The sequence below is a fragment of the Brevibacillus brevis genome (genome assembly GCF_031583145.1).
Taxonomy (GTDB): domain Bacteria; phylum Bacillota; class Bacilli; order Brevibacillales; family Brevibacillaceae; genus Brevibacillus; species Brevibacillus brevis_E.
The window spans coordinates 1,478,231-1,502,892 of record NZ_CP134050.1 but is presented as its reverse complement, the minus strand read 5'-3'; the positions used below and the strand labels follow the sequence as shown (position 1 = coordinate 1,502,892).

General features: G+C 55.9%; 23 protein-coding genes, 1 pseudogene and 1 other annotated feature. Of the genes and pseudogenes, 9 read left to right on the top strand and 15 right to left on the bottom strand.

What is annotated here, in order from left to right; genetic code table 11:
- Positions 1-64 precede the first annotated feature (64 nt).
- The 3 genes from RGB73_RS07655 to RGB73_RS07645 all read right to left on the bottom strand — a co-directional run bounded on the left by RGB73_RS07655 (position 65) and on the right by RGB73_RS07645 (position 2,579).
- Positions 65-1,363, bottom strand: a complete 1,299-nt coding sequence (locus tag RGB73_RS07655; RefSeq protein WP_310770605.1) for an ArsR family transcriptional regulator — start codon at positions 1,361-1,363, stop codon at positions 65-67.
- Positions 1,364-1,436: 73 nt separating this feature from the next.
- A complete protein-coding gene (locus RGB73_RS07650; RefSeq protein ID WP_310770604.1) occupies positions 1,437-1,973 on the bottom strand; it encodes an HXXEE domain-containing protein in 537 nt (178 codons plus the stop codon).
- Between the two features lie 3 nt (positions 1,974-1,976).
- A complete protein-coding gene (locus RGB73_RS07645; protein ID WP_310770603.1) occupies positions 1,977-2,579 on the bottom strand; it encodes a TetR/AcrR family transcriptional regulator in 603 nt (200 codons plus the stop codon).
- Positions 2,580-2,711: 132 nt separating this feature from the next.
- Positions 2,712-2,972 (top strand) — a binding site (T-box leader).
- A 48-nt stretch (positions 2,973-3,020) separates the two neighbouring features.
- Here RGB73_RS07645 and trpS point away from each other — a divergent pair.
- On the top strand, positions 3,021-4,010 hold the full coding sequence (gene trpS / locus RGB73_RS07640) for a tryptophan--tRNA ligase (RefSeq protein WP_310770602.1): 990 nt from the start codon (positions 3,021-3,023) through the stop codon (positions 4,008-4,010).
- Positions 4,011-4,183: 173 nt separating this feature from the next.
- On the opposite strand, the gene RGB73_RS07635 is transcribed toward trpS, so the two are convergent.
- The 8 genes from RGB73_RS07635 to RGB73_RS07600 form a co-directional block, all read right to left on the bottom strand.
- Positions 4,184-5,371, bottom strand: coding sequence for an MFS transporter (locus RGB73_RS07635; RefSeq protein WP_310770601.1), 1,188 nt, complete (start codon positions 5,369-5,371; stop codon positions 4,184-4,186).
- Between the two features lie 63 nt (positions 5,372-5,434).
- Positions 5,435-6,619 (bottom strand): M20 family metallopeptidase, encoded by a 1,185-nt coding sequence (locus RGB73_RS07630; RefSeq protein WP_310770600.1) that lies wholly within the window; start codon positions 6,617-6,619, stop codon positions 5,435-5,437.
- 27 nt (positions 6,620-6,646) lie between these two features.
- Positions 6,647-7,612 (bottom strand): ABC transporter ATP-binding protein, encoded by a 966-nt coding sequence (locus RGB73_RS07625; protein ID WP_310774184.1) that lies wholly within the window; start codon positions 7,610-7,612, stop codon positions 6,647-6,649.
- Positions 7,593-8,594 (bottom strand): ABC transporter ATP-binding protein, encoded by a 1,002-nt coding sequence (locus RGB73_RS07620; RefSeq protein WP_310770599.1) that lies wholly within the window; start codon positions 8,592-8,594, stop codon positions 7,593-7,595. The genes RGB73_RS07625 and RGB73_RS07620 overlap by 20 nt, the downstream gene beginning before the upstream one ends.
- Positions 8,595-8,612: 18 nt before the next feature.
- On the bottom strand, positions 8,613-9,518 hold the full coding sequence (gene nikC / locus RGB73_RS07615; RefSeq protein WP_310770598.1) for a nickel transporter permease: 906 nt from the start codon (positions 9,516-9,518) through the stop codon (positions 8,613-8,615).
- A 14-nt stretch (positions 9,519-9,532) separates the two neighbouring features.
- Positions 9,533-10,453 carry a nickel ABC transporter permease gene (nikB, locus tag RGB73_RS07610; RefSeq protein ID WP_310770597.1) on the bottom strand — a complete coding sequence of 307 codons (921 nt, stop codon included), beginning with the start codon at positions 10,451-10,453 and terminating at the stop codon, positions 9,533-9,535.
- Between the two features lie 73 nt (positions 10,454-10,526).
- Positions 10,527-12,068 carry a glutathione ABC transporter substrate-binding protein gene (locus RGB73_RS07605; protein WP_310770596.1) on the bottom strand — a complete coding sequence of 514 codons (1,542 nt, stop codon included), beginning with the start codon at positions 12,066-12,068 and terminating at the stop codon, positions 10,527-10,529.
- Between the two features lie 55 nt (positions 12,069-12,123).
- The gene (locus tag RGB73_RS07600; protein WP_310770595.1) at positions 12,124-13,224 is read right to left on the bottom strand and encodes a C45 family autoproteolytic acyltransferase/hydrolase; all 1,101 of its coding nucleotides are present in this window, start codon (positions 13,222-13,224) and stop codon (positions 12,124-12,126) included.
- A 192-nt stretch (positions 13,225-13,416) separates the two neighbouring features.
- Here RGB73_RS07600 and RGB73_RS07595 point away from each other — a divergent pair, with 192 nt between their 5' ends.
- Complete coding sequence (locus RGB73_RS07595; RefSeq protein ID WP_310770594.1) at positions 13,417-14,340, top strand: LysR family transcriptional regulator; 924 nt, start codon at positions 13,417-13,419, stop codon at positions 14,338-14,340.
- Between the two features lie 69 nt (positions 14,341-14,409).
- On the opposite strand, the gene RGB73_RS07590 is transcribed toward RGB73_RS07595, so the two are convergent.
- From RGB73_RS07590 to RGB73_RS07575, 4 genes and pseudogenes are all read right to left on the bottom strand, one after another.
- Positions 14,410-15,090, bottom strand: a complete 681-nt coding sequence (locus tag RGB73_RS07590; RefSeq protein ID WP_310770593.1) for a queuosine precursor transporter — start codon at positions 15,088-15,090, stop codon at positions 14,410-14,412.
- A 171-nt stretch (positions 15,091-15,261) separates the two neighbouring features.
- The gene (locus tag RGB73_RS07585; RefSeq protein WP_310770592.1) at positions 15,262-15,753 is read right to left on the bottom strand and encodes a ferritin family protein; all 492 of its coding nucleotides are present in this window, start codon (positions 15,751-15,753) and stop codon (positions 15,262-15,264) included.
- A gap of 110 nt (positions 15,754-15,863) precedes the next feature.
- A pseudogene (locus RGB73_RS07580) lies at positions 15,864-16,271 on the bottom strand (VOC family protein).
- Between the two features lie 78 nt (positions 16,272-16,349).
- Complete coding sequence (locus tag RGB73_RS07575) at positions 16,350-17,636, bottom strand: NCS2 family permease (RefSeq protein ID WP_310774183.1); 1,287 nt, start codon at positions 17,634-17,636, stop codon at positions 16,350-16,352.
- A gap of 160 nt (positions 17,637-17,796) precedes the next feature.
- Here RGB73_RS07575 and RGB73_RS07570 point away from each other — a divergent pair, with 160 nt between their 5' ends.
- The 7 genes from RGB73_RS07570 (at position 17,797) to RGB73_RS07540 (ending at position 24,565) form a co-directional block, all read left to right on the top strand.
- Positions 17,797-18,666: a LysR family transcriptional regulator gene (locus RGB73_RS07570; RefSeq protein ID WP_310770591.1), complete on the top strand. Its 870-nt coding sequence runs from the start codon at positions 17,797-17,799 to the stop codon at positions 18,664-18,666.
- 122 nt (positions 18,667-18,788) lie between these two features.
- Positions 18,789-19,529, top strand: a complete 741-nt coding sequence (locus RGB73_RS07565) for an SDR family oxidoreductase (protein WP_310770590.1) — start codon at positions 18,789-18,791, stop codon at positions 19,527-19,529.
- Between the two features lie 40 nt (positions 19,530-19,569).
- A complete protein-coding gene (locus RGB73_RS07560; RefSeq protein ID WP_310770589.1) occupies positions 19,570-19,929 on the top strand; it encodes a MerR family transcriptional regulator in 360 nt (119 codons plus the stop codon).
- Between the two features lie 480 nt (positions 19,930-20,409).
- Positions 20,410-21,249 (top strand): NAD(P)-dependent oxidoreductase, encoded by an 840-nt coding sequence (locus RGB73_RS07555; protein ID WP_396136202.1) that lies wholly within the window; start codon positions 20,410-20,412, stop codon positions 21,247-21,249.
- Positions 21,250-21,638: 389 nt separating this feature from the next.
- Complete coding sequence (locus RGB73_RS07550) at positions 21,639-22,517, top strand: SRPBCC family protein (protein ID WP_310770588.1); 879 nt, start codon at positions 21,639-21,641, stop codon at positions 22,515-22,517.
- Positions 22,518-22,560: 43 nt separating this feature from the next.
- Entirely contained in the window at positions 22,561-22,695 is a 135-nt protein-coding gene (locus RGB73_RS07545) for a hypothetical protein (RefSeq protein ID WP_310770587.1), read from the top strand.
- 346 nt (positions 22,696-23,041) lie between these two features.
- Positions 23,042-24,565, top strand: a complete 1,524-nt coding sequence (locus RGB73_RS07540) for a glycine betaine uptake BCCT transporter (protein ID WP_310770586.1) — start codon at positions 23,042-23,044, stop codon at positions 24,563-24,565.
- Positions 24,566-24,662 lie beyond the last annotated feature (97 nt).

Here is a 24,662-nt window from a genome sequence, read left to right as displayed (position 1 = left end):
AAAACGCCGGGCGCAAGCGGCCAGGCGTGGTTTCCAGATGGAGAGCACCAGCAAAGCGGGCGATTTACAGCAAGACTCGGTACACCTTCCTCGGCCGTCCCCTTGGATTCGGGCTTTCTTCACCGACGACCTGCGCCAGTCCCTTGGCTTCGAGCTCCATCAGGATGCGCCGGGCGCTGCGCGGCAGGATTTGCATGTACTGGCCCAGCTCGTGGGCGTTGATTTCCTTTGTTCCCCGTTTTTTCAGGATGGAGTCGAGCTTGGACAGCGTCAGCACGCTCAAGGACGTCTGCTCGCTCAGCTTTTGCAGTCGGGTGGACGCGCCGCTGTACGAAATTTGCTCGCCGGTGCCGAGCGGTCCCACGATGTTTTTGTCATCGAAGAAAACCATCCAGCTCCCCGGGCCTCGCTCCTTGGCGTGCAGCAAGGCGGTGCTCGCATGGATCTCCGCCTCGGATGCCGTCTTGCCGATGCCGATCCCGCAGGTGACCCATTCCGCCTGGATCCCGAAAGCATCCTGCAGATCGGGCATGGCGGTGTAGTCGCTCGTCACGCTCTGCAAGATGCCGCGGGTCGTGATGATGGCGAAGCGTCCGGGTCCCGCCGCCTTCAGCGAACCGTGGAGGTGCCGCGCATATCGCAGCAGTTTTTCCGTCGTCCGGATCTCCGCATTTTGCCACTCGTCCGTGGCGAACGTCCCCCCGGCCAGCTCCCGGAACAGATCGACTTCCAGCATCTGTACGGCGATCTGCGTGTCCTTGAAATGAAGCATCTCGTGGGTCCGCAGGAGCATGTGGATGACGGGCAGCACGCCGGCGCGCGTCGGCAGGACCCGATATACGGGCACCCCGCGCTTTTGCAGCTCCAGATCGGCAGTCCGCAGGCAGGTCACAGCGGCCTTGGTCTTGCCGGCCCTCCACAGCTCTTCGTGGAAATCTGCGAGCTCGCCAGCCGTGATGGCGCCGTCGTAATGCTTGAGCCAGGCGTATCCGTCCGCGATATGCGCTTCCTCCAGAAAGTGGTTCAGCTCTTCCCCTGAGAACGTATCGAAGCTGATCTCCCGGACCTGGATGCCGCACTCGTGGGAGAGATGGAAAAGCGTCCTGTACAGGCTCGCTCCCATATGCGGGACGTACGCCATCGGCGCTTTGATTTTGCCCCACTCCCTCACCATGGTGTACGGCACTTTTCCGGAAAACAGCCACATGTCCGCGTCGTGTATGTGCGGCTCTATCAAATCGAAAATGTCTTCTTCTTTCCCGTAGACGATTGGCAAGCATTCCAATTCCGCAAATTCCCGCGTGACCGACCCGATGATCGCGAGCGAGTCGTCCGCGCCCAATATTCCCAATCGCAGCTTCAATGAGCGTCCCTCTTTCCTCCAATGTATCTCCTACGATAGCAAATTTCCGCGTATGTGGAAACGAAGGGCAGCCTCACCTGCCTGCGGGTTTGCTCACGATCTGTCCGAGGCGATGCGCTCCCAGCAAGATCGGCACGATCAAAACAACGAACGGCAGCGTTCTGATCACAAGCGTCCACGTCACCGCCCCTTCGGCAAACAGACGGAAGTAGGTATACAAGCTGTAGGGCAGCACTACCGCCACCGCCGTCAGCACGCCCGGCGTGTACATCCGCAGCGCCAGACTCTGTCCGACATGGGTGAATACGTGTAGAAAAAGCACGTGCAGACAAACCAGGAAAAAGGGCAGAAACGTCCTTTGCTCCAGTGTCGTCACCGTCAGAAGCACAGCCGACGACAGGATGGCGAACATACAGGCGACCGCTACGGCAAACTGCGCGGTGCTCATCGCAAGGGACGGCCCAATCATCTTTCGGAGCCTTGGGGGAGCTGCCTGCATGACACGCCCCTTGTTTTTCACTAGCCAATTTTCCACGGCTATCAGCTCTTCAAGGTCATGCAGGACAAATACGACCAACAACAGCCAGATAAGCCCGGTCAGATCCAACATGGCTCATTCCTCCTTTGTACGGTCCGCCTGCAGGATTCCTTTCGCAAGCAAGGCGGCTGCGTCTTCTGCGAGCTGCTCCGCCGTCCTCTCGCCGGAAAGCAGAAAGCGTACCGTGAGCCGCTGCACCACCGCCAGCATCGACTCCGCGGCGACTTCCACCGACAGCTCCGGCCGGACATGGCCTGCCTCCTGGTTCTTCCGCAAATTGGCCGAAACGATCGATGTCAGCTTGCGATGCAGCTCCTCCCTCTCCTCTGCCCCGGTCAGGACGATCCTCGTCTGCTCCGGCATCCGGGCAAAGAAACGGAACAGCTCCAGCAAATTCTCCTTCATCCTGTCCCGCACCTCATGCCTCGCCAAAGGCGTGACTTTGCCGCCTGCGTCGGAGAGCTCCCACAGCTTTTGGAAAAACCCGTCCATCAGCTCCTGGTAAAGCGACTCCTTGCTGGGGAAGTACAGGTAAAAGGCAGCCTGGGTCAATCCTGCCTGGCGTACAATGTCGCTGACGCGCGTGCGATGGTAGCCGACGGCGGCGAATTGTACGGCTGCGGCTTGCAGCAGACGGGCCCGGCTCTGTTCTCCTTTGCCCATTTTGTCTTGGTTCATCGGTTCCACCCCAAAACTAACTCAAAAGTTATATAACTATGAAGTTAGTTTTACATTTCCTGGTTTGTCCAGTCAAGTGCCGCTTGCATTTTTTGCGCGCTCTCTGTAAAATGGTTGCTCAAAGGGTATCATTTGATGGCAATGAGGAAGAAGAGTAGGCATTTTGCGAGGCTTCAGAGAGCTGATGGTTGGTGCAAATCAGCGCCCTGCGGATGTTGAATGGGCTTCCGAGCTCCGGACCGAACCCGCTGATTTCGAGCGGCAGTAGGCTCTGGCGTCGCGTCCGTACGTTACCAGCGGACACCGTATCATCGGTACGGAAAAAGCGATTTTGCGCGTGGTCACTCATGCGCGAAATAACAAGGGTGGCACCACGGTTCATTCGTCCCTGTCCAGGGCGGATGGACCTTTTTTATTTACTCGTCGAAAGGAGATTCTCCCATGAAAACCATTTTTTCCGGTATCCAGCCCAGCGGCATCCTGACCCTGGGCAACTATTTGGGCGCCATGAAGCATTTCGTCCCGCTGCAGGACGAGTTCAACTGCTTCTACTGCATCGTCGACCAGCACGCGATCACGGTCCCGCAAGATCCGGCGGTCCTGAAGGAAAACATCCGCCGTCTGGCTGCGCTCTATCTGGCGGTCGGCCTTGATCCGGAAAAGGTGACCCTGTTCATCCAATCCGAAGTGCCGGCGCACGCCAAGCTCGGCTGGATCATGCTCTGCACCGCCTATCTCGGCGAGCTGGAGCGCATGACCCAATTCAAGGACAAAGCCGATGGCCGCGGCGAATCCATCCCGGCCGGCCTGCTCGCCTACCCGCCGCTGATGGCGGCCGACATCCTCTTGTACGATACGGACTTCGTGCCGGTCGGCGAAGACCAGAAGCAGCACATGGAGCTGACCCGCGACCTGGCCGTTCGCTTCAACAACCGCTACGGCGACGTGTTCCGGATCCCGGAAATTCGCCTGCCCGAGACTGGCGCGCGCATCATGTCGCTGCAGGACGGCACCAAGAAGATGAGCAAGTCTGACCCGAACCAGGGCGGCTTCATCTCCATGCTGGACGATCCGGATACGATCACCAAAAAGATCAAGCGCGCCCAAACCGACTCCGACAGCGCCGTCCGCTACGACAAGGCGGAGAAGCCGGCTGTCTCCAACCTGATGACCATCTACTCCCTCTGCTCCGGCAAAACGCTGGATGAGATCGAGGCGATGTACGAGGGCAAGGGCTACGGCGCATTCAAGGGCGATCTGGCCGAGGTCGTCGTGGAGACGCTGCGCCCGATCCAAGCTCGCTACGAGCAGCTGGTCCAGACTTCCGAGCTGGACGACATTCTCTCCGCCGGAGCGAAAAAGGCGAGCGATGTGGCAAACCAAGTCCTCCACCGCGTGGAAAAGGCGATGGGCATGGCACGGCTGGGATAAAAAGCCGATTTCCCCTCCGCTTTGCGAGAAAAATTTATTGTAATGGAAAAGACGGGCAGGAATCACTCCTGCCCGTCTTTTTTGCGTTTCGACACTTCGCCGTTTCCGAGACCGCCATTTCCCCTGCTTCTCTCACTTTCGAGTGGCAGGCCTCGCAAGGAGCTTTGAGGCTTTTATCCTGCTTTTTTGGCTTCCCGGAGCGGGATTCTCCACTTCACGACCGCCGCCCCGATGATGAGGACAGCGCCGGCAAACACGAACACGTACGAGACGGAAAAATGGCCGGCGATGAAGCCGCCGACGAGCGGCCCGATCAGGTTGCCCAGAAATTGAAAGCTGGAGTTGACGCCATACGCTCTGCCCTGGATCATGTCGGGGGACCGTTTTTTGATCAGCGTCTGGATCGCCGGGAGCATCCCGCCGAGCAAGAGCCCGTGACAAAACCGCCAGGCGTACAGCGGATAGATGGAATGCGTGAACACCTGGGGGATGATGACCAGCCCCGTGCATACCATGATGATCGGCAGTACCTTGCTTTGCCCGAAATGATCGCCCATGCGGCCGAGCACAGGAGAGCCGATAATGTTGGCGATCCCCGTAATGGAGGTGACGAGGCCGGAGAGAAAGGCGAGATTGTTGACCTCACCCACGATCGACTTGACGAAGATGGACATCATCGAATTCGTGCTCATCGTCGCCATCTGGACGGCGAAGGTCGCGAAAAACAGGATGGTCAGATTCGGATTGGCAAACACGTCGCGAAACGAGCCCTGTTTTGCCTGGCTTGCCGTCTCGATCTGATCCGGCGGCAAAAACCATTTGACCAGCAGCACCGTCACGATCATCATGCCCCCAGTCACGGCAAACACGGTATGATAGCCAAACCAGTCAGACAGCGCTCCCCCGATCAACGGCCCGATGATGCCCCCGCTCATTCCCCCGGTGTACAAAAACCCCAGGGCTTTTCCCAGCTCGTCTCGCGGCGTCGTCTTCGAGAGGTAGGAGTAAGACACCGTGATGAAGCCGGAAAAAAATCCGTACACGAAGCGCAGGACCAGCAGGTACAGCGGCGTCGCGCTAAAGTACATCAGGATATTGACGATCCCCATCCCGATCCCAGCCCGCACGAGGTTCGCTTTCTGCCCATACCGGTCCGCAAACGCTCCCCAAAGAGGGGCCATGACGGCAGCAGACAAAAAAGTGGCCGAGAAGATCATCCCGGTCCACATACTGACTTCTTTTCCGTGAGGCACGCCCATGTCCATCAAAAACAGCGGGAGAAATGGCATGATCATGCTCATCGAACCCGAAATGATAAAGTTGCAGATCCAGAGGATGCGTGCATTTCTTTTCCAGCTCATCGGGTTCACCTCCTCTCTGAATAGTGGCAGCATGGGGGACTGTGTTTCTCTCTGCTCAGTTTATCACAAAAGGTACGAAGCATCCTTTGCCTGGCGGAAATCTTCTTTGATGCGGGAAAGCGTCGCAGGATCGGCTGCCAGATCAAATCCGGCTCCGGCCAACGCCTTTGCCGCGAGGATCACGGCTGTGTGGCCTGCCTCGCTCACTCCGGCCTCCACCCATTCCGTGGAATGGCTCGAAGTGCCGAAAGGGACAAATGCGACGCGCAAGCATGCTCCAGGAATCCGATAGGTGACATTGGCAAAATCGGTAGAGCCCGTGCTCGAACGGGGAGGCGAAATGTCCTGGATCCCTGCCTCTCTCGCGTTTTGGAGCAGCAATTGGTTCAAGCTCTCCACGTTGATCTTGTTTTCGCATGTTTTCATTTCGTGGATCTCGACCTGCGTGCCTGTAGCCAGGGCGGCTCCTCTCGCCGCATTGTACACACGCTCTACCACCGTATCCAGATACGGGCGGTCGGCAGCGCGAATGTAAAACTGGGCCGCTGCGCGGTCGGGAACGATATTCGGCACCACGCCGCCATCGGTGATCACGCCGTGAATGCGGACATCCGTGCGCACGTGCTCGCGCATATATTCGATGGCGTGAAACATCAGGAGCAGGCCGTCCAACGCGCTGATGCCTTTTTCCGGAGCAACTGCCGCATGGGCCGCCTTGCCTGTAAACACGAACTCGACCATGTTCATCGCCAGCGATTTTCCATCCACCGTCGTCCGGTCGCCACCGTGCATCATCAGCGCTACATCCAGTTGGTCGAATACGCCTGCCCGAATCATCGGCAGCTTTCCGCTCGTCGTCTCTTCGGCAGGAGTACCGTAGACAGCGACCGTTGCAGGCAAATCTCCCAGATTGCGAGCCAGCGCGATCGCCGCCCCGACGATGGATGCCCCTTGCAGGTTGTGGCCGCAGCCGTGCCCCAATCCTTCCAGCGCATCGTATTCGCACAGCAATCCGATGACCGGCCCCCCTTGCTTGTTTTGATAGATCGCGGAAAAGGCAGTGGCAAGTCCGGCTACCCCCGTTTCTACTTGAAAGCCGTGCTCAGCCAGTGTCCGGGTCAAAAGCTCGACAGCCTTGAATTCCTCGTTCCCCAATTCAGGGTTGTCGTGAATAAAATCGTTGATAGAGAGAATGGTTCCTCTCAGCGCGTCAACGTCCCTGTAGATCTGTTCTTTCGTCGGATTCACACTTTCCTACCTCCATCTGATCTTCGATTACTTGTACAAGTGGCATGCGACATAGCGTCCATCGACTTTTTGAAAGGCAGGCTTTTCCGTCCGGCAAATGTCCATACATGCGCTGCAGCGCGGATGAAACGTGCAGCCTGACGGCGGATTGGCCGGACTGGGGACATCTCCCTGCAGAACGATCCGCTCTTTTTTGACCAACGGATTGGGAACCGGAACGGCCGAGAGCAATGCCTTGGTATACGGGTGCAGAGGAGAATCGTAGAGATCCTGCTTGTCGGCCAGCTCCACGATTCTGCCCAGGTACATCACGCCCACGCGATCGCTGATATGCTTCACCACGCTCAAATCATGCGCGATGAACAAGTACGTCAGCTGATACTGCTCCTGCAAATCCTGCAAGAGATTGATCACCTGGGACTGAATCGAAACGTCCAGCGCTGAGACCGGCTCATCCGCCACAATCAGCTTGGGGCTTAGCGCCAACGCCCTGGCGATCCCGATTCGCTGACGCTGGCCGCCGCTGAATTCATGGGCGTAGCGTTTGGCGTGGTAGCTGTTCAAGCCTACCACGTGGAGAAGCTCGTCCACCCGCCGGTCCTTTTCTTTTCCCGAGTAGAGCTGATGGATCTGCAGCGGCTCCGCGATCAGCTCTCCGACCGTCAGGCGCGGGTCGAGAGAGGCGTACGGGTCTTGAAACACCATCTGCAAATCGCGGCGAAGCTTGCGCAGCTCGTTTGCCTTCATCTGCGTCAGGTTTTTCCCTTCGTACAGCACTTCGCCCTCCGTCGGTGCCAGCAGCTGCAGAATCGTCCGTCCCGTCGTGGATTTCCCGCAGCCGCTCTCGCCTACCAATCCGAGCGTCTCCCCCTGAAAGATGGAGAAGTCCAGCCCGTCCACAGCCTTCACATGGCCGACTGTCCGTTTGAAAATGCCTTTCCTCACAGGGAAGTACTTCTTCAAGTTTTTGATCTCAACCAGCGGCTGTCTCATCATGTCCCTTCCCCTCCCTCTCTTCCGTATGGAGCCAGCACCTGCTCAAATGCCCGCTCTCCACTTCCACCAGCCGGGGCGCATGCTGCCGGCAGTAATCCATGGCGAATTCACAGCGCGGAGCGAAGCTGCATCCATCCCGGATCGTCCCGGGCACGGGAACGTTTCCTTTAATGGAGTACAGCCTCCTCGCTTGGCCTTCCAGGCTGGGGATCGAGTTCATCAAGCCCTTCGTATACGGATGCTGCGGATTGGTAAACAGGGTGACCACGTCAGCCTCTTCCACGACTTTCCCCGCGTACATCACGATGACCCGATCGCACATTTCCGCGACCACACCCAGGTCGTGCGTAATCATCATAATCGCCGTGCCCTGCTTCTCCTTCAATTCCCTCATCAAGTCCAGGATCTGCGCCTGGATCGTCACGTCCAAAGCCGTCGTCGGCTCGTCGGCGATCAACAGCTTGGGATTGCAGGCCATCGCCATGGCGATCATGACCCGCTGCCTCATTCCACCCGACAGCTGGTGGGGGTATTCGTCCACGATTTGCTCCGGCCTCGGAATTCCAACGAGCTTGAGCATTTCGACGGAGCGCTCCCTGGCCTTCTGCTTGCCCAGCTTGAGGTGGATTTCCACGGCTTCCCCGATTTGCTGCCCGATGGTGAATACCGGATTGAGTGATGTCATCGGCTCCTGAAAGATCATTGCCATTTCGTGGCCGCGCAAAAGCCGCATCTCTTCGTCGCTCAGCGCCAAAAGATCCTTTCCCTGAAAGGCGATGGACCCCGCCACCACTTTTCCAGACGTCAGGCGCATGGCGGTCAGGGATGTGACGCTTTTGCCGCAGCCGGACTCCCCTACGATTCCTACCGTTTCCCCTTCGCAAATGGTGATGTCCACTCCGTCCACTGCAGGAACGAGGCCATCCTCCGTATCGAAATAGGTTTTCAAGCCTTTGATCTCAAGCAATTTGTTCTTCAAGTCGCCGCCTCCCTTTCGTCAGAGCTTCATCTTGGGATCGAGTGCATCGCGCAAGCCATCCCCGAGCATGTTGAAAGCCAGTACCATGAACATGATCGCCAGACCCGGGATCGTGCTCACATGCGGGGCTGTTCGCAAATACTCCCTTCCCGTGCTCAGCATCGCGCCCCATTCCGGAGTGGGGGGCTGCGCTCCCATGCCCAGAAAGCTGAGGCCGGCTGCCGTGAGAATGGCTGTAGCGATCCGCATGGTGGACAGCACGATGATCGGCGCGATGCTGTTCGGCAGGATGTGCTTCCAAATGATGAACAGATGGGTGCCTCCCATCGCTCTGGCAGCCTCGATGTACTCTTTGTTTTTGACGGAGATGACAGCGCTGCGCGAAAGGCGGGCAAAGGTCGGAACCGAAAAGATTCCGATGGCGATCATGACGTTGACCATGCCCGGTCCGAGCACGCTGACGATGGCCAAGGCCAGCAGAAAGCTGGGAAACGCCATGAAAATATCCATCACCCGCATCACTACCGAATCCACGATCCCGCCAAAGTAGCCCGAGACGGTCCCGAGCGCCACGCCAAACACGATGGAAATCAAAACCCCGACGATTCCGATCATGAGGGAGATTTGCGCTCCGTAGATGATTCGCGAAAAAATATCGCGTCCGAATTCATCCGTACCAAACAAATGGTCCAGCGAAGGCGATTGCAGCATCACCTGCATGTTTTGCGCGTACGGGTCATGAGGAGCGATCCACGGGGCAAAGATGGCCACGATGAGAAACACCAGCACCATCCACAATCCTGCCATCGCCCGTCTGTTTTTCTTGAAGCGCAGGACAATCATTTTCCAGGGGGACCGAGCAGTATACGCCGGTCCGATGGAAAGGCTGTCCGCTTGTGGGACTGCTGCTTCTGTCTGACTCATGAGTTTGCTCCTCCCTACTCGTATCTGACTCGGGGATCTACGAGGCTGTAGCAAAGATCCACAATTAAATTGACGATGACGAAGATTGCGGCAACAAAAAGGATGCTGCCTTGTATGGCCGGATAGTCGCGAAACTGGATGGACTGAATGATGAATCGACCAATTCCGTTCATGGAAAATACCGTTTCCGTCAGGACAGCTCCCCCCAGCAGATGGCCGAATTCCAGCCCCACGATCGTTATGATCGGGATAAGCGCGTTTTTCAGCGTATGCTTGTAGATCACCCATTTTTCCTTGACGCCCTTGGCTCTTGCCGTCCGGACGAAGTCTTGATGGATCACCTCGAGAATGCTGGAGCGGGACAGCCTGGCCAAAATGGCAGAAGAGGACAGTCCGAGGGCCAATGCCGGAAGAATGAAAGATCGGAAGCCGTCGCTTCCGCCGGACGGCAGCCATTGCAAGTAGTACGAAAAGAGTAGGATCAGCATGAGCCCCAGCCAGAAAATCGGCATGGAGATGCCGAACAGCGAAAACATCATGGTGGCGTTGTCCCTTTTGCTGTTCGGTTTCGTGGCGGACAGGATTCCGGCCAACAGCCCGACACCGACCATGACAATCATGGAAACACAGGTCAGCATAAGCGTAGTCGGGAAACGGGAGACGATCTCGTCCAGAACCGGACGGTCCGAACGCAGCGAGGTACCCAGATCGCCCTTGGCCAGACCCATGACATACTGCCCGTACTGGACGTGCAGCGGTTCGTTTAGACCCAGGCGATCCCGAACCAGCGCGACTTCTTCTTCGCTCGCCTCGTTTCCGGCGATCATGCGGGCCGGGTCTCCCGGAACGGAGTGAATCAGCACGAAGGTCGCGATCGATACGCCGATCAGAGTAGGAATCATTTGCAACAAGCGCTTGAGGATATAACTGAGCAAGTGGCTGCCTCCTTTGCCAGGAAAAGCGAGGGGATAGGCTCCTGTCCCCTCCCCTTCCTCTTCTGTTCGCAGTTTACTTCTTCACGGCGTCCCGCAGGATCAGCCGCTCGTTGCTCCAGGAGTATACGCCCTCTACATTGCTTCGCACCCCTGAGGTCTGCTTGTACTCCAGCAGGAAAATCCACGGAGCCTCTTCCTTGATCAGAGCGAGTGCCTCGCTGTACAGCTTTTTCCGCTCATCCGGGTCGGAAGCCTTCATCCCCTTGTCGATCAGCTCGTCCAGCTTGGGATTGGAATACTTGGCGTAATTGCTTGCGCCGCCCGTCTTCAGGATGGGACGCAGCGCCCAGTCGGCGTCATTGGTGGAAGCGCCCCAGCTGTTTACCGCCAGATCGAATTCGGCATTCGGACTCTTGATCGCCTCCTGGAAAGCACCCCATTCCCATTTTTGAAAGACCACGTTGAATCCTACGGCTTGCAGGTTGCCCTGGATGAACTCGGCGATCTGGCGGTCCATGAGGTAGCGACCCTCCGGCGTCCACAGCCTGATCGTCGTGCCCGGCTGGATGCCCGCCTCCGCAAGCAGCTGCTTGGCCTTTTCCGGATCGTACGGATACGCGCCTACCGAGGTGTGACCCCAAATTTTTTCGCCGAAGGCCGCATCCAGCACTTTCGCTTGTCCGGCCATGATTTTGCTGGCGATGGTCTCTTTGTCCACCGCGTAGTTGAGTGCCTGGCGTACTTTCGCATTGTCGAACGGAGCCTTCGATGTGTTGATGGAAATATACAGGTTGCGGGAGCTCGGCTCGGTTTGCACCTTCAGCTTGTCGTTTCCTTTGAGGCGTTCGACGTCCGATGTGACGACCGGCACAATCACATCGGCCTCACCAGTCTCCAGCATGATCGACCGGGCCGAATTTTCCGTCACCGGCTTGAACACGATCGTCTTGATTTTGGGAGCCCCGCCCCAATACGCTTCATTGGCTTCAAACACCATCTTCGTCCCCGGAATCCATTCCTTCAGCTTATAGGGGCCGGAACCCACCGGCGATTTTCCGACGTCTTTCCCTTTTTCCTGCAGGTTTTTCGGACTGTGTATCCCTCCGTTCGTATGGGCGAAGGAAATCAGTGCAGGTCCAAACGGGAATTTCAGCTGAAAACTGACCTGATACTCGCTGTCCACCGTCACCTTGTCGATGAACTCGGCGTACAAGGAATAGCGGGCGAGCTTGTTCTCCTTGTTGAGGACGCGGTCAAACGTATACTTGACCGCTTCCGCATTGACCGGCGTACCGTCCTGGAACTTGGCATCCTCGCGAAGCTTGAACGTCATTTTCTTGCCGTCCTCCGAGGTACTCCATTCCTTTGCCAGCTGCGGAACGATTTCATTGTTTTTATCGAGCGTGACCAGCTTGTCGAAAAGCAGCTCGTTGGCATTGTTGGAAATGCCATCGCTCGTGTCCTGCGGGTCCAGAGTCACCGGCTCCGTGCTAAATGCCACCACGAGCTCCTGTGCGCCTCCCTCGGTACCGGCACCTGACGTGCCGGAAGTGCCGCCGCATGCCGAAACAACCAAGGTAAGCGACAACAGCATGGTAGATAACCATCTTTTCATTTGTTTTCCCCCTCATCTCTGCAATAATGGCCTTCGCGATATCCGTCACACTGACTCATGAAGAAAACGTGTAGCGTTTATACTCGTACTGGTGCGGCGGCCCGATCGCAATCCACAGGTTTCCTTTGGTCGGCTCCGCGATCACGGACGCAAAGGTGATCGACTCCCCGAAATCTCCCGGCATCCGGCACAGGGTATGCGGTGCTGTCTCGCGGTCCCGCAACAGCTCTTGCATCGCTGCGACATCAAGCAGGCCGCGTTTGCTCTCCAGCAGGGCCCGCATTCGACCCAGGCGGACACGGGAATTCTCCAGGTCCTCTCCGGTTTTGCGCTCTTCCTCCAGCATGCTTTCGGAAACGAAGTGATTCGAGTGGGCCAGGATGCCGTTTGTCGCCTCAAGCGCCGCAGCCCGGGCGGGAACCGTCTCCAGATCCAGGCTTCTCCCCGTCTTGTCCATCATGATCAGGTTTCGGGAAGAGGCTCGGTACACGCTCTTGACCTGCGCCGCCGCCTCATCTACAGAATTTTTCGTCAATGCCAGCCGTGAAAGCAGGTATCGGGGAAATCCCACCCGCCAGCCATCGCTTACGAGGAAGTTGGCGAAAACTCCCATCCCACAGTCGTTGATCCCGATGTAGGACACTTGTCCGGCCGGCGTCAGCATCAGGCAAGCCGGTCCAGCATCCGGAACATACTCCGCCACGATGCCCACCTCTCCATAAAAAGCGGGCAAATCCGCATTTTGCCCAATGAGCGGAGTGCCGTCGAGAGTCGCTTCCGGCGATACGGCGAACGTCGTACATTCATCCGTCGCATCGAAATGCTGATAAATTTCCGCACGCAACTGGAGGAAATACGCCTCTCCCAGGGAAATCCCCGCTCCTTGCGCAATGCCTTGGATCTCCTCATCAAAAAACGGCGCATATTGCTGCACGTAAGGCCTGTATTTCAAAGCCTCCTCCTCCAGAGCTTGCAGGGAGGGGACCACTACTTTCGAGCGCAACCGCTCCAGCGCGTAGTCACGATGCTTTCGAATCAGCGGTGCGCATGCTTCCCCGTATTGTCTTCCAATCTCGCGATGCGTCCCGCTAAATCGGTAGTAGGGAAATGATTGGGTGGATCGGCTTGCCTGCTCAAATGGCTGTCCTTGTTGCATTCGGGGTTTTCCTCCTCTAAATTTTTCTGCTGGCAGAAAAAATACTGTCTGCCTTGCTTATTTAAAAATATAAGTTGTCTGAAAAAATAAGTAAAATTCACATTTTCTTAAAATGTGATAAAATTTTTATATGAAAGAATTTTCATTCTTTTTTCATCAGGCTGTTTACCTTTGGGACAAGGGGTATGTAGGATGGACGACAAAGACTGCAAGTTGCTCTTGCACGTATACGAGGAAAAAAACATTACCCGCGCGGCGGAACGCATGCACATTTCCCAGCCGGCGCTCAGCTATCGCCTGCAGCAATTGGAAGCCGAATTCGGCATCACGATTTTCACCAAGCATGGAAAAGGCGTAAAGTTCACGACGGAAGGGGAATACTTGGTCAGCTTTGCCAGAAAACTGGTGCTCGAGATGCGGAAAGCAAAAGACCACCTCTCCAATATGGCCAATGAGGTGAAAGGCACGCTGAGACTCGGGGTTTCCAATCATTTTGCCCACTACAAGCTCCCTCCGATCCTCAAAAGCTTTTTGGAAGACTACCCGGATGTGACGATCACGCTGGAGACCGGCTACAGCTCCATGATTCATCAACTGCTAAATGAAGAAAGTGTGGACGTGGGCATCATCAGTGGAAACTACCAATGGTTTGATCAAAAATGTTTAATCTATCGAAATCGCATCACGGTTATTTCCAAAGAAAAAATAAGTCTGGACGACCTTCCAAGCCTGCCGAGAATTCACTACCGAACGCCCCATCATTCTGCCAATATCAAGTACAAAACCGATCTGCTCTTGCCGAAAGCGATCGAAGACTGGTGGCAAGAACGGTACACGCAACCGCCCCGCCTTTCCATGCAGGTCGACAACGCCGAGTCCTGCAAAGAGATGGTCCGATACGGCTTTGGATATGCGATCATCCCGCGTACCTGCCTGAAGGAACAAGACAATTTCCACACGATCGACTTGTCTTATCAGAACGGGAGCGAGCTTTCCCGAAATACGTGGATGCATTACCGGGAGTCCTCGATCCAATCGTCGGTGGTCAAAACATTCGTGAATTACATGAAGGCCTTCTATGCATTGGATGGACAAGAGGATTCCGCCGCCTTCTAAGGGAAAAGAAAAGAGACACGCTGCCTTCTACGGGCAAAATCGCGTGTCTCTCTTTTTGGCAGGCTTGTTTTATTCCTCCGGCACCTTCATGCTGCGGGCGATGTACAGCACCGGCGTCGATGCCGCCGATACGACGAATTTGAGCAGGTAGGTCGTCAACAGGATCTCCCACCAGACGCCCATCGGGTACTCGCCCAAAAACGCGATCGAGCAGAACGTTACCGAGTCCAGCAACTGGCTGAACAGCGTGCTGCCGTTGTTGCGGATCCACAGCTGATTCGGACGCGGGCACTTCTTCTTTAGCCAGGTGTAGATTTTCACGTCGACGAACTGGCTGATAAAGTAGGCGCACAGACTGCCAAGCGCGAGCCGCGGCATCAGGCCGAACAACTTTTCCAGCGACTCCTGCGCGATGTCCGTCTCCGCCGGTTCGAACAGCAGCACCAGCTGCATGATGATCGTCGTGGCAATCAAGGTGAAAAAGCCAAACCAGACGGCTTTCTTGGCGGCCTTTTCCCCGTATTTTTCATTCAGCAGGTCGCTCGTCAAGTAAATGGACGCGTAAATGGTGTTGCCGAGCGTCATGACCAGCCCGAACATCTCGATGGTCTTGACGACCTGGATATTTGCCAGCACGGTAGCCATTCCGAGCCACGCGTACAGGCCCATCCTGCCGAACAGGCGGTAGCAGAGCAGGAACAACCCGAAGTTGACAAGGGCGAATCCCACTCCCAAAGCGAGATTAAACATAAAAAATGCCTCCTAGTTTTGATAACGCGGGAGTTTTTCGAACCGCGGCCCTCTTTGGGCATTTCCTCATTGTACGTTTTTTCACAATACGGTGCAATCCTCGCCCGCACTTTGGCAGAAACAGGAGGAAAGCCCCCAGTGGCACAAGGCCAGTGAGGGCTTCTTCGGGGGTCATTTATTTTTCGCGTACAGCCAGTTGTAATAGCTGGCATGCTTCATCTCATCGGTCATGATCTCAAAGATGGTGTCTCGGTACTGCGTTGGGATGTATTTGTAAATCACGCGGTATTTTTCAAACGCCTTGAGCTCGCCCATCAGCGCCTGTTCGATCCCGTCCAGGTAGCTGGCCGGTTTTTGAAACGCCTCTCCCTCGCCTGTCATCGGTGGTCGCTGGCCTGTCAGCTGTGTGTACATTTGCCGGAACAATCTGCGGTGTTTTCGTTCGTCGTCGCGTATTCCGGTGATGACCTGCTGCTCTTTTTCCGTAGGGGCGACACTCAGCAAGTAATCGTAGAACAGCTCGTCGTGCCGCTCGTCCGAGATCGCTTCGAGGATTAACCGCAGGACGAGCTGCATGCGCTGGTCCGTCTCTCCATGGGCAGCCGGCTGCGCGTACGGCTGATAGGAGGCGTACGCGTAAGGGCCGTACCAATATCCGTTCATGATGCAACTCCTCTCTTTTTTTACAGGGTATTCACCTACCTTCGTTTGGGAGCTTGGTCAGCACGAACAAAACCCCTCGCCGGCAATCTGCAAGGGGTGACCTTCTTCTGTCATCGTTCATTCGTTTGTCCTCTCGTGATGCCTTTGATCTTCTCCTTTAGCTCTGATTCGTCCAGGTACCGGAAAAACCCGATGCGATTGCCCCAGGGATCGGCGAACGTCCCCCATTTCACCGGCACTTCCTCGCGCTGGTAGATCTCGAACCACTCTACCGCTAGCTCGCTCGCCAGTCGCTGCCGCTCCCCTTCCAGATCCTCCACCCCAAGCCGAAGCGGTCCGCTTCCCGCAGCGGGTTCGCCTTCCGCCACCTGAAGCCAGCAGCCGGGAAGCAGCTCCCATTAGGCAAAGCCATCGTGCGGGACGAAGTCGGGCTGTCGGCGCAAAAGCGTTTCGTACCAGGCTTGTCCCTTCTTCATGTCCGTGACGCGGAGCTGGATGGTCATTTCGTAAACGTTCATGGGGTTAACCCACTGATTCATTCCTTGCACAAAAAAAATACCCCAACCACTTGGTCAGGGCATTTGCTTCTTTCTTCTTTAGGTCAACGCAGGCAGCACCAGATTCAGCAGGAACAATCCGGCGATTACATAGAGGAGCGCAGGCACTTCCTTCCTTTTGCCCAAAGCCAGCTTCAGGAGCGGATACGCGACGAAGCCGAACGCGATGCCGTCCACGATGCTGTACGACAGCGGGATGATCGCGATGATCAAAAAGGCGGGGAAGCCTTCCGAGAAGTCTTTCAAGTTGATGTTCTGCACATTTTGCAGCATGAGCCCGCCGATGATGATCAGCACCGGGGCGATCGCGCCATTCGGAATCATTTTCACGAGCGGAATGAGTCCAAGCGAGCCAAGCAGCAGCGTCCCGGTGACGAGCGCCGTAAGACCGGTACGTCCCCCAGCGGCGATGCCCGCCGCGCTCTCTACCGTCGATACGGTCGGACTCGTGCCGAAGATTCCCGAGAGGGCCGCAGCCAAAGCGTTGGCCTGAAGCGAGCGGCGAAATTTGTGCGGCTGACCAGCCATGGCGGTATGCCCGTGGATCAAGCCGATATTTTCAAAGACAATGACCATCGCCAAAGAAAACGTCGCGATCCAAAACGGCAGTGTCCAGATGCCGTCAAACGATAGTCCCGCAAAGACATGGCCGTACTCGGCAAACGAAATCGCTGTGCCGCTGCCGGGCTCCACGATCCCGAACAAAAAGCCTAGCCCCGTCCCGGCGGCGATCCCGATCAGGAAGTTGCCGGGGACGTTGCGGATAAACAAGATCAGCGTGATGACCAGCGTCGCCAGCGTGACGATGACCTGCGGGCTGGCCAGATTTCCCAAAGCCACGAAGGTGGACGGACTTGTCACGATCAGTCCGCCCTTTTGCAGGCCGATAAACGTCAGAAACAGGCCGATCCCCACCGTAATCGCTTCTTTGAGCGAAGCCGGAATGGCCCTGGAGAGCACTTCTGCCGCACGGGTAAAGGCGATGGCGGCGAAAATCAGGCCCGACACAAACACTGCGCCCAGCGCTTCCTGCCAGGACAGGCCCATCGTGTGGCACAACGTATACGTAAACAGGGCATTGATCCCCATTCCGGGCACCAGCACAAGCGGCGCATTGGCCCAAAAAGCCATGAGCAGCGCGCCGGCGAACGCCGTCAGCACGGTCGCGAGGATGCCCGCCTCCATCGGAATGCCGGCATCCTGCAAGATCGAAGCGTTTACGGCAACAATGTAGACAATGGTAACAAAGCTGATAAAGCCAGCCAAGAGTTCTCGTCTGATCGTCGTGTCGCAAGCGCGCAGGTGAAACAACTTCTCCATCCACATACGCACGTGAATTTCCCTACTTTCTTTTGTTTCAGTTCCATGTACAATCATGAATGTTATGCTATCATAGCGGCATCAATATGAAAAATATCAAGTAAATCTGCTTTTCATATCGATTTCATATGGTTCAATTTCGACCGCAGAAAGAAGGAGTCATCGGATGGATATTCGCCAGCTTCGTTACTTTATCGCCATCGCCGAGGAGGGACAGATCACGAGCGCGGCCAAGCGGCTGAACATGGCACAGCCTCCCTTGAGCCAGCAGCTGAAGCAGATGGAGGACGAGCTCGGGGTCACGCTCATCGAACGGTCCGGGAAGCGCATGGAGTTGACGGAAGCAGGTCACACCCTGTATCGCCAGGCGCTGAGCATCGTCCATCAAATGGAAGAGGCGCTTTCGGAGGTAAAGGAAACAGGGGAAGGCCTTCGGGGCAGCCTGTCCATCGGCGTCAGCGCGTTGTCCGCCTACTATCTCCCCGAGCATATTCGCCAGTTTCAACAGCAATACCCGTTGATCACCTATAAGGTCTGGAAAGGGGACACCCAGCTCCTCAGCCAATGGCTGGAGCGGCGCACCATCGAGGTCGCGATCGTGCGGCTGCCGCATTCCCTCACGAATTGCACCACGATCCCGCTGGAGGAAGAGTCGTTCGTCCTGATCGTGCCCGCCGATACCGTCCATGCTTCGCGACCGCGGATCCATATGCGGGACATCGCCGCCCTTCCGCTCATCATGCCCAGCATCCCGGGCCTCGGCATTTACGATCTGATTCACAAGGAATTCTCGCGGCTGGGCACAAGTCCGCACGTCATTTGCGAATGCCCCGACATCTCCCTGATCGTCAGTCTTGTCGCAGCCAAAGTCGGCGCGTCCATCGTCCCGCGATCGGCTTGGGAGACGCACCGCAGCGACCAGATCAAAGGCATCGAGATCGAGGGCACGGCCATTTCCTCCTCCGCCGCGGTCGTCTGGCAAACCGGGCGCCATCTGTCCAAGGCAGCCACGCGGTTTATCGAGACGTTTACGTAAGGGCTGTTTGCGATCGAACGATCTTCTTGAAATTTGTCAGAGAAATGCCGGCAGGCCCTTGACCTAGAGTAAACTCTAGAACCTACACTGAGTCCATCTTGGTTGAGAAGGGATGGATTCACATGGGGAACGTGGAAGGAAAAGTCGTGATCATCACAGGAGCATCGAGCGGAATCGGGGAAGCAACCGCCAAGCTGCTTGCCCGGCATGGAGCAAAGCTCGTGCTGGCGGCAAGGCGTGAGGAGCGGCTAAAGGCATTGGCAGCCGCCATTAAAGAACAAGGGGGAATGGCCGCGTACAAAGCAACGGATGTCTCTTCCCACGAGGAGGTAGAAGAACTGGCGCAATTTGCAATCGACACCTTTGGTCAGATCGATGTGCTGGTGAATAACGCAGGGATCATGCCTCTGTCTTACCTTCATGAGAAAAAGGTGGCGGAATGGGATGCAATGATCGATATCAACGTGAAAGGTGTGCTGTACGGGATCGGCGCAGTTCTACCGCATATGCGGGAACGAAGACAGGGACACATCGTCAACGTTTCCTCTGTCACCGGGCATATCGTCAGAAAATCATGGGCGGTCTATTCGGGAACCAAATTTGCCGTTCGGGCGATAACAGAAGCCCTTCGGCAAGAGGAAGCTGAGAACAACATTCGGACGACGATTATTTGTCCCGGAGGTGTTGTCACCGAGCTCGTCCACACGGTATCAAATAAAGAGATTCGGCAGAACATCGAGGAATCGTTGCAAGCGGGATTGCCCGCAGAGGCCATAGCCAGCTCCATTCTATATGCGATTTCCCAGCCGGAGAATACGGCGGTAAACGAAATCATTGTCCGGCCTACCAGTCAGGAATTATAATTTAGGCCATTATGGATGCGTCGCTTTGGAGGAAACAGCTGTGAGCTATACGATCGGTCAAGTATCGGATTTGACAGGACTATCGATTCATACGTTACGGTACTATGAAAAGGAAGGCATTTTGCCGTCTGTTTCGCGCAACGAGAGCGGGTTGCGCATCTATGAAACAAAGGACCTGGAAGCCCTGGAATTTATCGGTTGTCTCCGAGCGCTGGGGATGACGATCAAAGATATCAAGCATTTCGTTCAGACCAGTACAACCATTGACCAACGCCTTCGCATTTTGGAGAGGCAAAAGGAGATCGTCGCAGCGAAGATGGATCAACTCCTAACCTATCAGTCGATGATCGAACGCAAAATAGAGATCTATACGAAAATGCAAAGCGAAGTAGAGATGTAAGGAAGAACACACCGATAGCCCGCCAAAGGGAGGGCTGGGCCACAAACAGAGCTTCTCTTGAGGCGATCCGCTCACCTCACCTGGGAATACCGCGAAAAGGAATTGACGCAAGTGGTCAGATTTGGGTTGTTCAAACACTTCGCTGTGATGGGCGGACTCCACGATGAGCCGCCCATTATTTTTTATTTTCGACCTCGTTGATTTCCTCCAGCAGCCCACCCGTACCTTTCAGGTCTCCCAGACTGACTTCCCCGATCCACTGCGACTCGTATCCATTCCAAAGCCTAAACTGCTATCGCCATAGAAAAACTGCGCCAGTCTCTTGACATTGACACTAATGGAATCCTTTATGATCGTCTTACTTCATTCCAGAAAGGAGTTTTTTCATTGAACATCAATCAGCCAAAAGAAAACCATGCTATCGGCAACGCACCCGCAGGAGGGACCCGCCAATCCGTGACCGTCATCGGGTTAGGTCCGATGGGCCAGGCAATGGCAGGCGCCTTCCTGGAACGCGGCTATATGGTAACCGTATGGAATCGGACCCCCGGCAAAGCTGACGAGCTTGTTGCGAAAGGTGCCGTCAGAGCATCCACAGTCAACAAGGCGTTAGCCGCAAACGAGCTGGTGATCCTCAGCCTGACCGATTACGATGTGATGTACGCGATACTCGAGCCGGCTGCGGAACAACTGTCCGGCAAGGTTTTCGTCAACCTAAGTTCTGATACCCCCCAGAAAGCCCGTCAAGCGGCGAAGTGGCTGGCCGAACGCGGAGCCCGTCATCTCACTGGCGGTGTGCAGGTGCCGCCATCAGGCATCGGCAAGCCCGAGTCTTCCACCTATTACAGCGGTTCAAGGGAGGTTTTCGATGCCCATCGAAATACTCTGGAGGTGATCACAAGCACCGACTATCGGGGGGAAGACCCTGGGCTTGCCATGCTGTACTACCAGATCCAGATGGACATATTCTGGACCTCGATGCTTAGCTACCTGCATGCTCTTGCGGTGGCCAACGCGAACGGGATTACAGCGGAGCAGTTCCTGCCGTATGCTTCCGCTACGCTTTCCTCGCTTCCTGGGTTTGTCGAGTTTTACACTTCTCGACTCGACGCTGGCAAGCACCCTGGCGACGTGGACAGACTTGCCATGGGCTTTGCGAGCGTCGAGCACGTCGTTCATACGACCGAAGACGCCGGTATTGACATTGCCTTGCCAGCTGCTGTTCTGAAAGTCTTCCAACGAGGCATGGAAAATGGTCACGCAGGCGATAGTTTTACAAGCCTGATTGACATCTTCAAAAAAACGGCTGTTCGTCCATAGTCTACGGGCCATTCCTTATGGGATGGCCTTTTCATTGCCGTTACGGACCATCTCGATGAGCTACCTCCCTCGAGAGCCCTACGCTTTTGTACACTGCTTCCCCGTTCCGAAGCCCACCCAAGGCTTTTTTCTTTTTTCCTCTTGCACCTGACGCGACGTCAGGTTTTAAACTGAAGGCACCGGTAAACAGCTAGCGACAAAGAATGGAGTGGGTGATCCACCTGCAAGGATATGGCCACGAAAATCGTGTACCTCAGCGGAAGCTTCAAGTCGCACCCGAGCCCGTGGCCGCTTCCAAAAGCATCTTCATTAATCGGTTGAATGGGAGAGTGACGTTCCCATTGTTTCCCCAAAATTGTACATGAGGTCTCTAAAGGGAGGGTTTCTTTATGAATCAACGACTTACGACTCACGCTACCTTTCAAATCGAACGAGTTTATCAGGCATCGCTAGAGCGCGTGTTTGCGGCATGGTCGGACCGGACCGCCAAAGCACGCTGGTTCCAGCCGTCTGAGGAATTCGACTTTCGCGTCGATGGACGTGAAATCAGCCGCGGGGGGCCTTCAGGTGGACCTGTCTATACATTCGAGGCCCATTACCAGGAAATCGTGCATAGCGAACGACTTGTATACACGTACAGTCTGGACAAAGGGGAAACCCGGCTGTCGGTTTCCGTCGCGACCATCGAACTCATCCCGGTCAGCGACGGCGTCAAACTGATCTATACCGAGCAGGGAGCGTTTTTGGAGGGATCCGATACACCGGAAATGCGTGAACAAGGAACGAAGGACATGCTGGATCTTCTCGGCAAGTCTCTCGGCAAAAGCAACCCCGATACTTTCGAGCTCCTGTCAGAGCGGAAGTTCGATGTCCCGCGCGATTTGGTATACCGGGCTTGGACCGATCCGGAGCTCCTCTCCCAATGGTGGGGCCCCAACGGTTTCACCAATACGATCCATACTTTCGATCCAAGACCCGGCGGCGTCTGGGAGTTGACGATGCACGCCCCCAACGGAGCCAGCTTTCCAAACCGAAACGTCTTTCGTGAAATCGGGCCTGCTCGCATTGTGGTGCAGCACGAGTCCAAGCCTCACTTTCTGCTTGCATCCACCTTTGAGGACGTGGACGGCGGAACCGCGATGACGTTCCGGCAGACTTTCGAAACCGAAGAAGATTTCCACAAGCTCAAACCCATCTGCGAAGAAGCAAATGAACAAAATCTAGACAGGCTCGGTTCGGTCCTGAAGAAGCTTTGCGAATCGGTTTAATCAAGACGACGCTGTCTACGATCCAGAGCTGGAGAACATGTACGTGCACCGGTACGCGTTCAAGCTGATCACGGAAAACTATGCGTCCCGCTTTGGCAAAGGCGAGTTGCTGAAAGCGGCCGTTGTGGAAGTGCAAAACAGCAAGCTGGCCAAAGCTGCGCAGTTCGCCAAACAATAGCGGGAAGGGCATTTTTTCCCAAGTAGTGCCGCTCCCGGAAAAAGGGGAAAAAAGCGAAGACCTTTGGGGCACCGCTCAAGCGGAATGGAAAAAGAGGAACACGCCTGAGCGTCCAACCATGAGAAACCTCTTCGAAACCGCTGCTTTTGGACGCCGTTCCTCTTTTGGAATGGAGCTGGTCAGTCCAAGCTTCCTTGCAAGTGGCCCAAGAGCCGCAGCGTTTTCCCCTTTTTCCGCCCCCGACGCAACAGCTGGACCAAGAAGCTTTTCCAAATTGGAATAATAATGCAGACGATGCGGGACCCTAAACTATCCGAGTCAACTTCCGGCAATCAGGAGGCACTTCATGACATTCACCATTTCCTTGATCATCGTCCTCATCATCGTCCTCTTTGGCGTCATCAGTCCCGAGCTGTTCGCCCGAGCCGCTACCCGAATCCTTGACCTGACCACGACCAATTTCGGCTGGTTTTACCTGATTGTGACACTGGGCTTCCTGATCTTCTGCATTTTTTTGGCGTTCAGCAAATACGGGCAAATCACCCTGGGGGATGATGACGACGAGCCCGAATTCTCCCTCCCTACCTGGTTCGCCATGCTGTTTAGCGCCGGCATGGGGATCGGCCTTGTTTTTTGGGGAGTAGCCGAACCGGTCTCCCACTACTTCGCGCCGCCTGCTGGCGTGACCGGACAGACCCCGGAGGCCGCCCAAACCGCCATGCGCTTCGCCTTTTTTCACTGGGGCCTGCATCCCTGGGGCATCTACGCGATCATCGCACTGTGCCTCGCCTATTTTCAATTTCGCAAAGGCGCAAAGGGATTGATCTCCTCGACGTTTACCCCCCTGTTGGGAGAGAAGGTGAACGGACCGATCGGCAAGACGATCGACGTCCTCGCGGTAATCGCTACCGCCTTTGGCGTCGCCACCTCCCTGGGACTGGGCACGCTGCAAATCAACGGAGGATTGTCCCACATCTTTGGACTTCCCTCGACCCCTCTCGTCCAGATCGTCATCATCGCGATTATCACGGTGCTGTACCTAGTCTCGTCCGTGTCCGGGCTCGACAAAGGGATCAAGCTGCTGAGCAACACCAACCTCGTCCTGGCTCTCTGCCTGCTCGTGCTGACGCTCCTTTTTGGACCGACTGCGTTTTTGTTCGATACGTTCACGAGCACACTTGGCAGCTATCTGAACAACCTCGTCTCCATGAGCTTGCGCCTCACCCCGTTTACGCATGGCAACTGGGTCGCCAACTGGACGCTGTTTTACTGGGCCTGGTGGATCTCGTGGGCGCCTTTCGTCGGCATGTTCATCGCACGAGTGTCCAGAGGGAGGACCATCAAGGAGTTTGTGGTTTGCGTCATGCTCGTCCCCAGTTTGCTCAGCTTTATCTGGTTTTCCGTGTTCGGCGGTACAGCCCTGCACCTGGAAATATTCGACCGTGCCCCGATCGGCGCCGCCGTGCAGCAGGACATTTCCACCGCCTTGTTCCTGACCCTGGAGCAGCTTCCACTTGGACAGATATTGAGCTTCGTCGCGCTCTTCCTGATCGTCGTTTTCTTCATCACGTCAGCCGACTCCGCGACTTTCGTCCTCGGCATGCTTACGTCCGATGGCGACCTCCATCCGTCTACCCGGGTGAAAATTACGTGGGGCCTTCTCCAGTCGGCCACCGCGGTAGTCCTCCTGCTGAGCGGCGGCCTGGAGGGACTGCAGACCGCATCGATCGTCGCTGCCCTTCCTTTTGCCATCATCATGGTGCTAATGTGCTACTCGCTCTTGAAAGCACTGGATGCCGAAGCCCACGAAGTGCGGCTGAAGCGAAGAGAGCAGCAAAGAAAGCTCGAAAAGCTGCTGAACGAGTCGTGAGGGGAATGGCGACAGGCTGCCTGAATAGGGCGGCCTTCTTTTTTGCCTGCCAAAAAAAGGTTACAGGAAAGAATTACCATATGGTATTATATGGGAA

Coding starts and splice junctions, on each gene's coding strand:
- RGB73_RS07600 (WP_310770595.1), bottom strand. CDS start 13,224: ATGCAACAAGGACAGCCATTTGAGCAGGCAAGCCGATCCACCCAATCA.
- RGB73_RS07635 (WP_310770601.1), bottom strand. CDS start 5,371: ATGAGCTGGAAAAGAAATGCACGCATCCTCTGGATCTGCAACTTTATC.
- trpS (WP_310770602.1), top strand. CDS start 3,021: ATGAAAACCATTTTTTCCGGTATCCAGCCCAGCGGCATCCTGACCCTG.
- RGB73_RS07585 (WP_310770592.1), bottom strand. CDS start 15,753: ATGAACGGATATTGGTACGGCCCTTACGCGTACGCCTCCTATCAGCCG.
- RGB73_RS07650 (WP_310770604.1), bottom strand. CDS start 1,973: ATGTTGGATCTGACCGGGCTTATCTGGCTGTTGTTGGTCGTATTTGTC.
- RGB73_RS07570 (WP_310770591.1), top strand. CDS start 17,797: ATGGATATTCGCCAGCTTCGTTACTTTATCGCCATCGCCGAGGAGGGA.
- RGB73_RS07565 (WP_310770590.1), top strand. CDS start 18,789: ATGGGGAACGTGGAAGGAAAAGTCGTGATCATCACAGGAGCATCGAGC.
- nikC (WP_310770598.1), bottom strand. CDS start 9,518: ATGAGTCAGACAGAAGCAGCAGTCCCACAAGCGGACAGCCTTTCCATC.
- RGB73_RS07550 (WP_310770588.1), top strand. CDS start 21,639: ATGAATCAACGACTTACGACTCACGCTACCTTTCAAATCGAACGAGTT.
- RGB73_RS07625 (WP_310774184.1), bottom strand. CDS start 7,612: ATGAGACAGCCGCTGGTTGAGATCAAAAACTTGAAGAAGTACTTCCCT.
- RGB73_RS07645 (WP_310770603.1), bottom strand. CDS start 2,579: ATGAACCAAGACAAAATGGGCAAAGGAGAACAGAGCCGGGCCCGTCTG.
- RGB73_RS07575 (WP_310774183.1), bottom strand. CDS start 17,636: ATGTGGATGGAGAAGTTGTTTCACCTGCGCGCTTGCGACACGACGATC.
- RGB73_RS07555 (WP_396136202.1), top strand. CDS start 20,410: ATGGGCCAGGCAATGGCAGGCGCCTTCCTGGAACGCGGCTATATGGTA.
- RGB73_RS07590 (WP_310770593.1), bottom strand. CDS start 15,090: ATGTTTAATCTCGCTTTGGGAGTGGGATTCGCCCTTGTCAACTTCGGG.
- RGB73_RS07605 (WP_310770596.1), bottom strand. CDS start 12,068: ATGAAAAGATGGTTATCTACCATGCTGTTGTCGCTTACCTTGGTTGTT.
- RGB73_RS07595 (WP_310770594.1), top strand. CDS start 13,417: ATGGACGACAAAGACTGCAAGTTGCTCTTGCACGTATACGAGGAAAAA.
- RGB73_RS07540 (WP_310770586.1), top strand. CDS start 23,042: ATGACATTCACCATTTCCTTGATCATCGTCCTCATCATCGTCCTCTTT.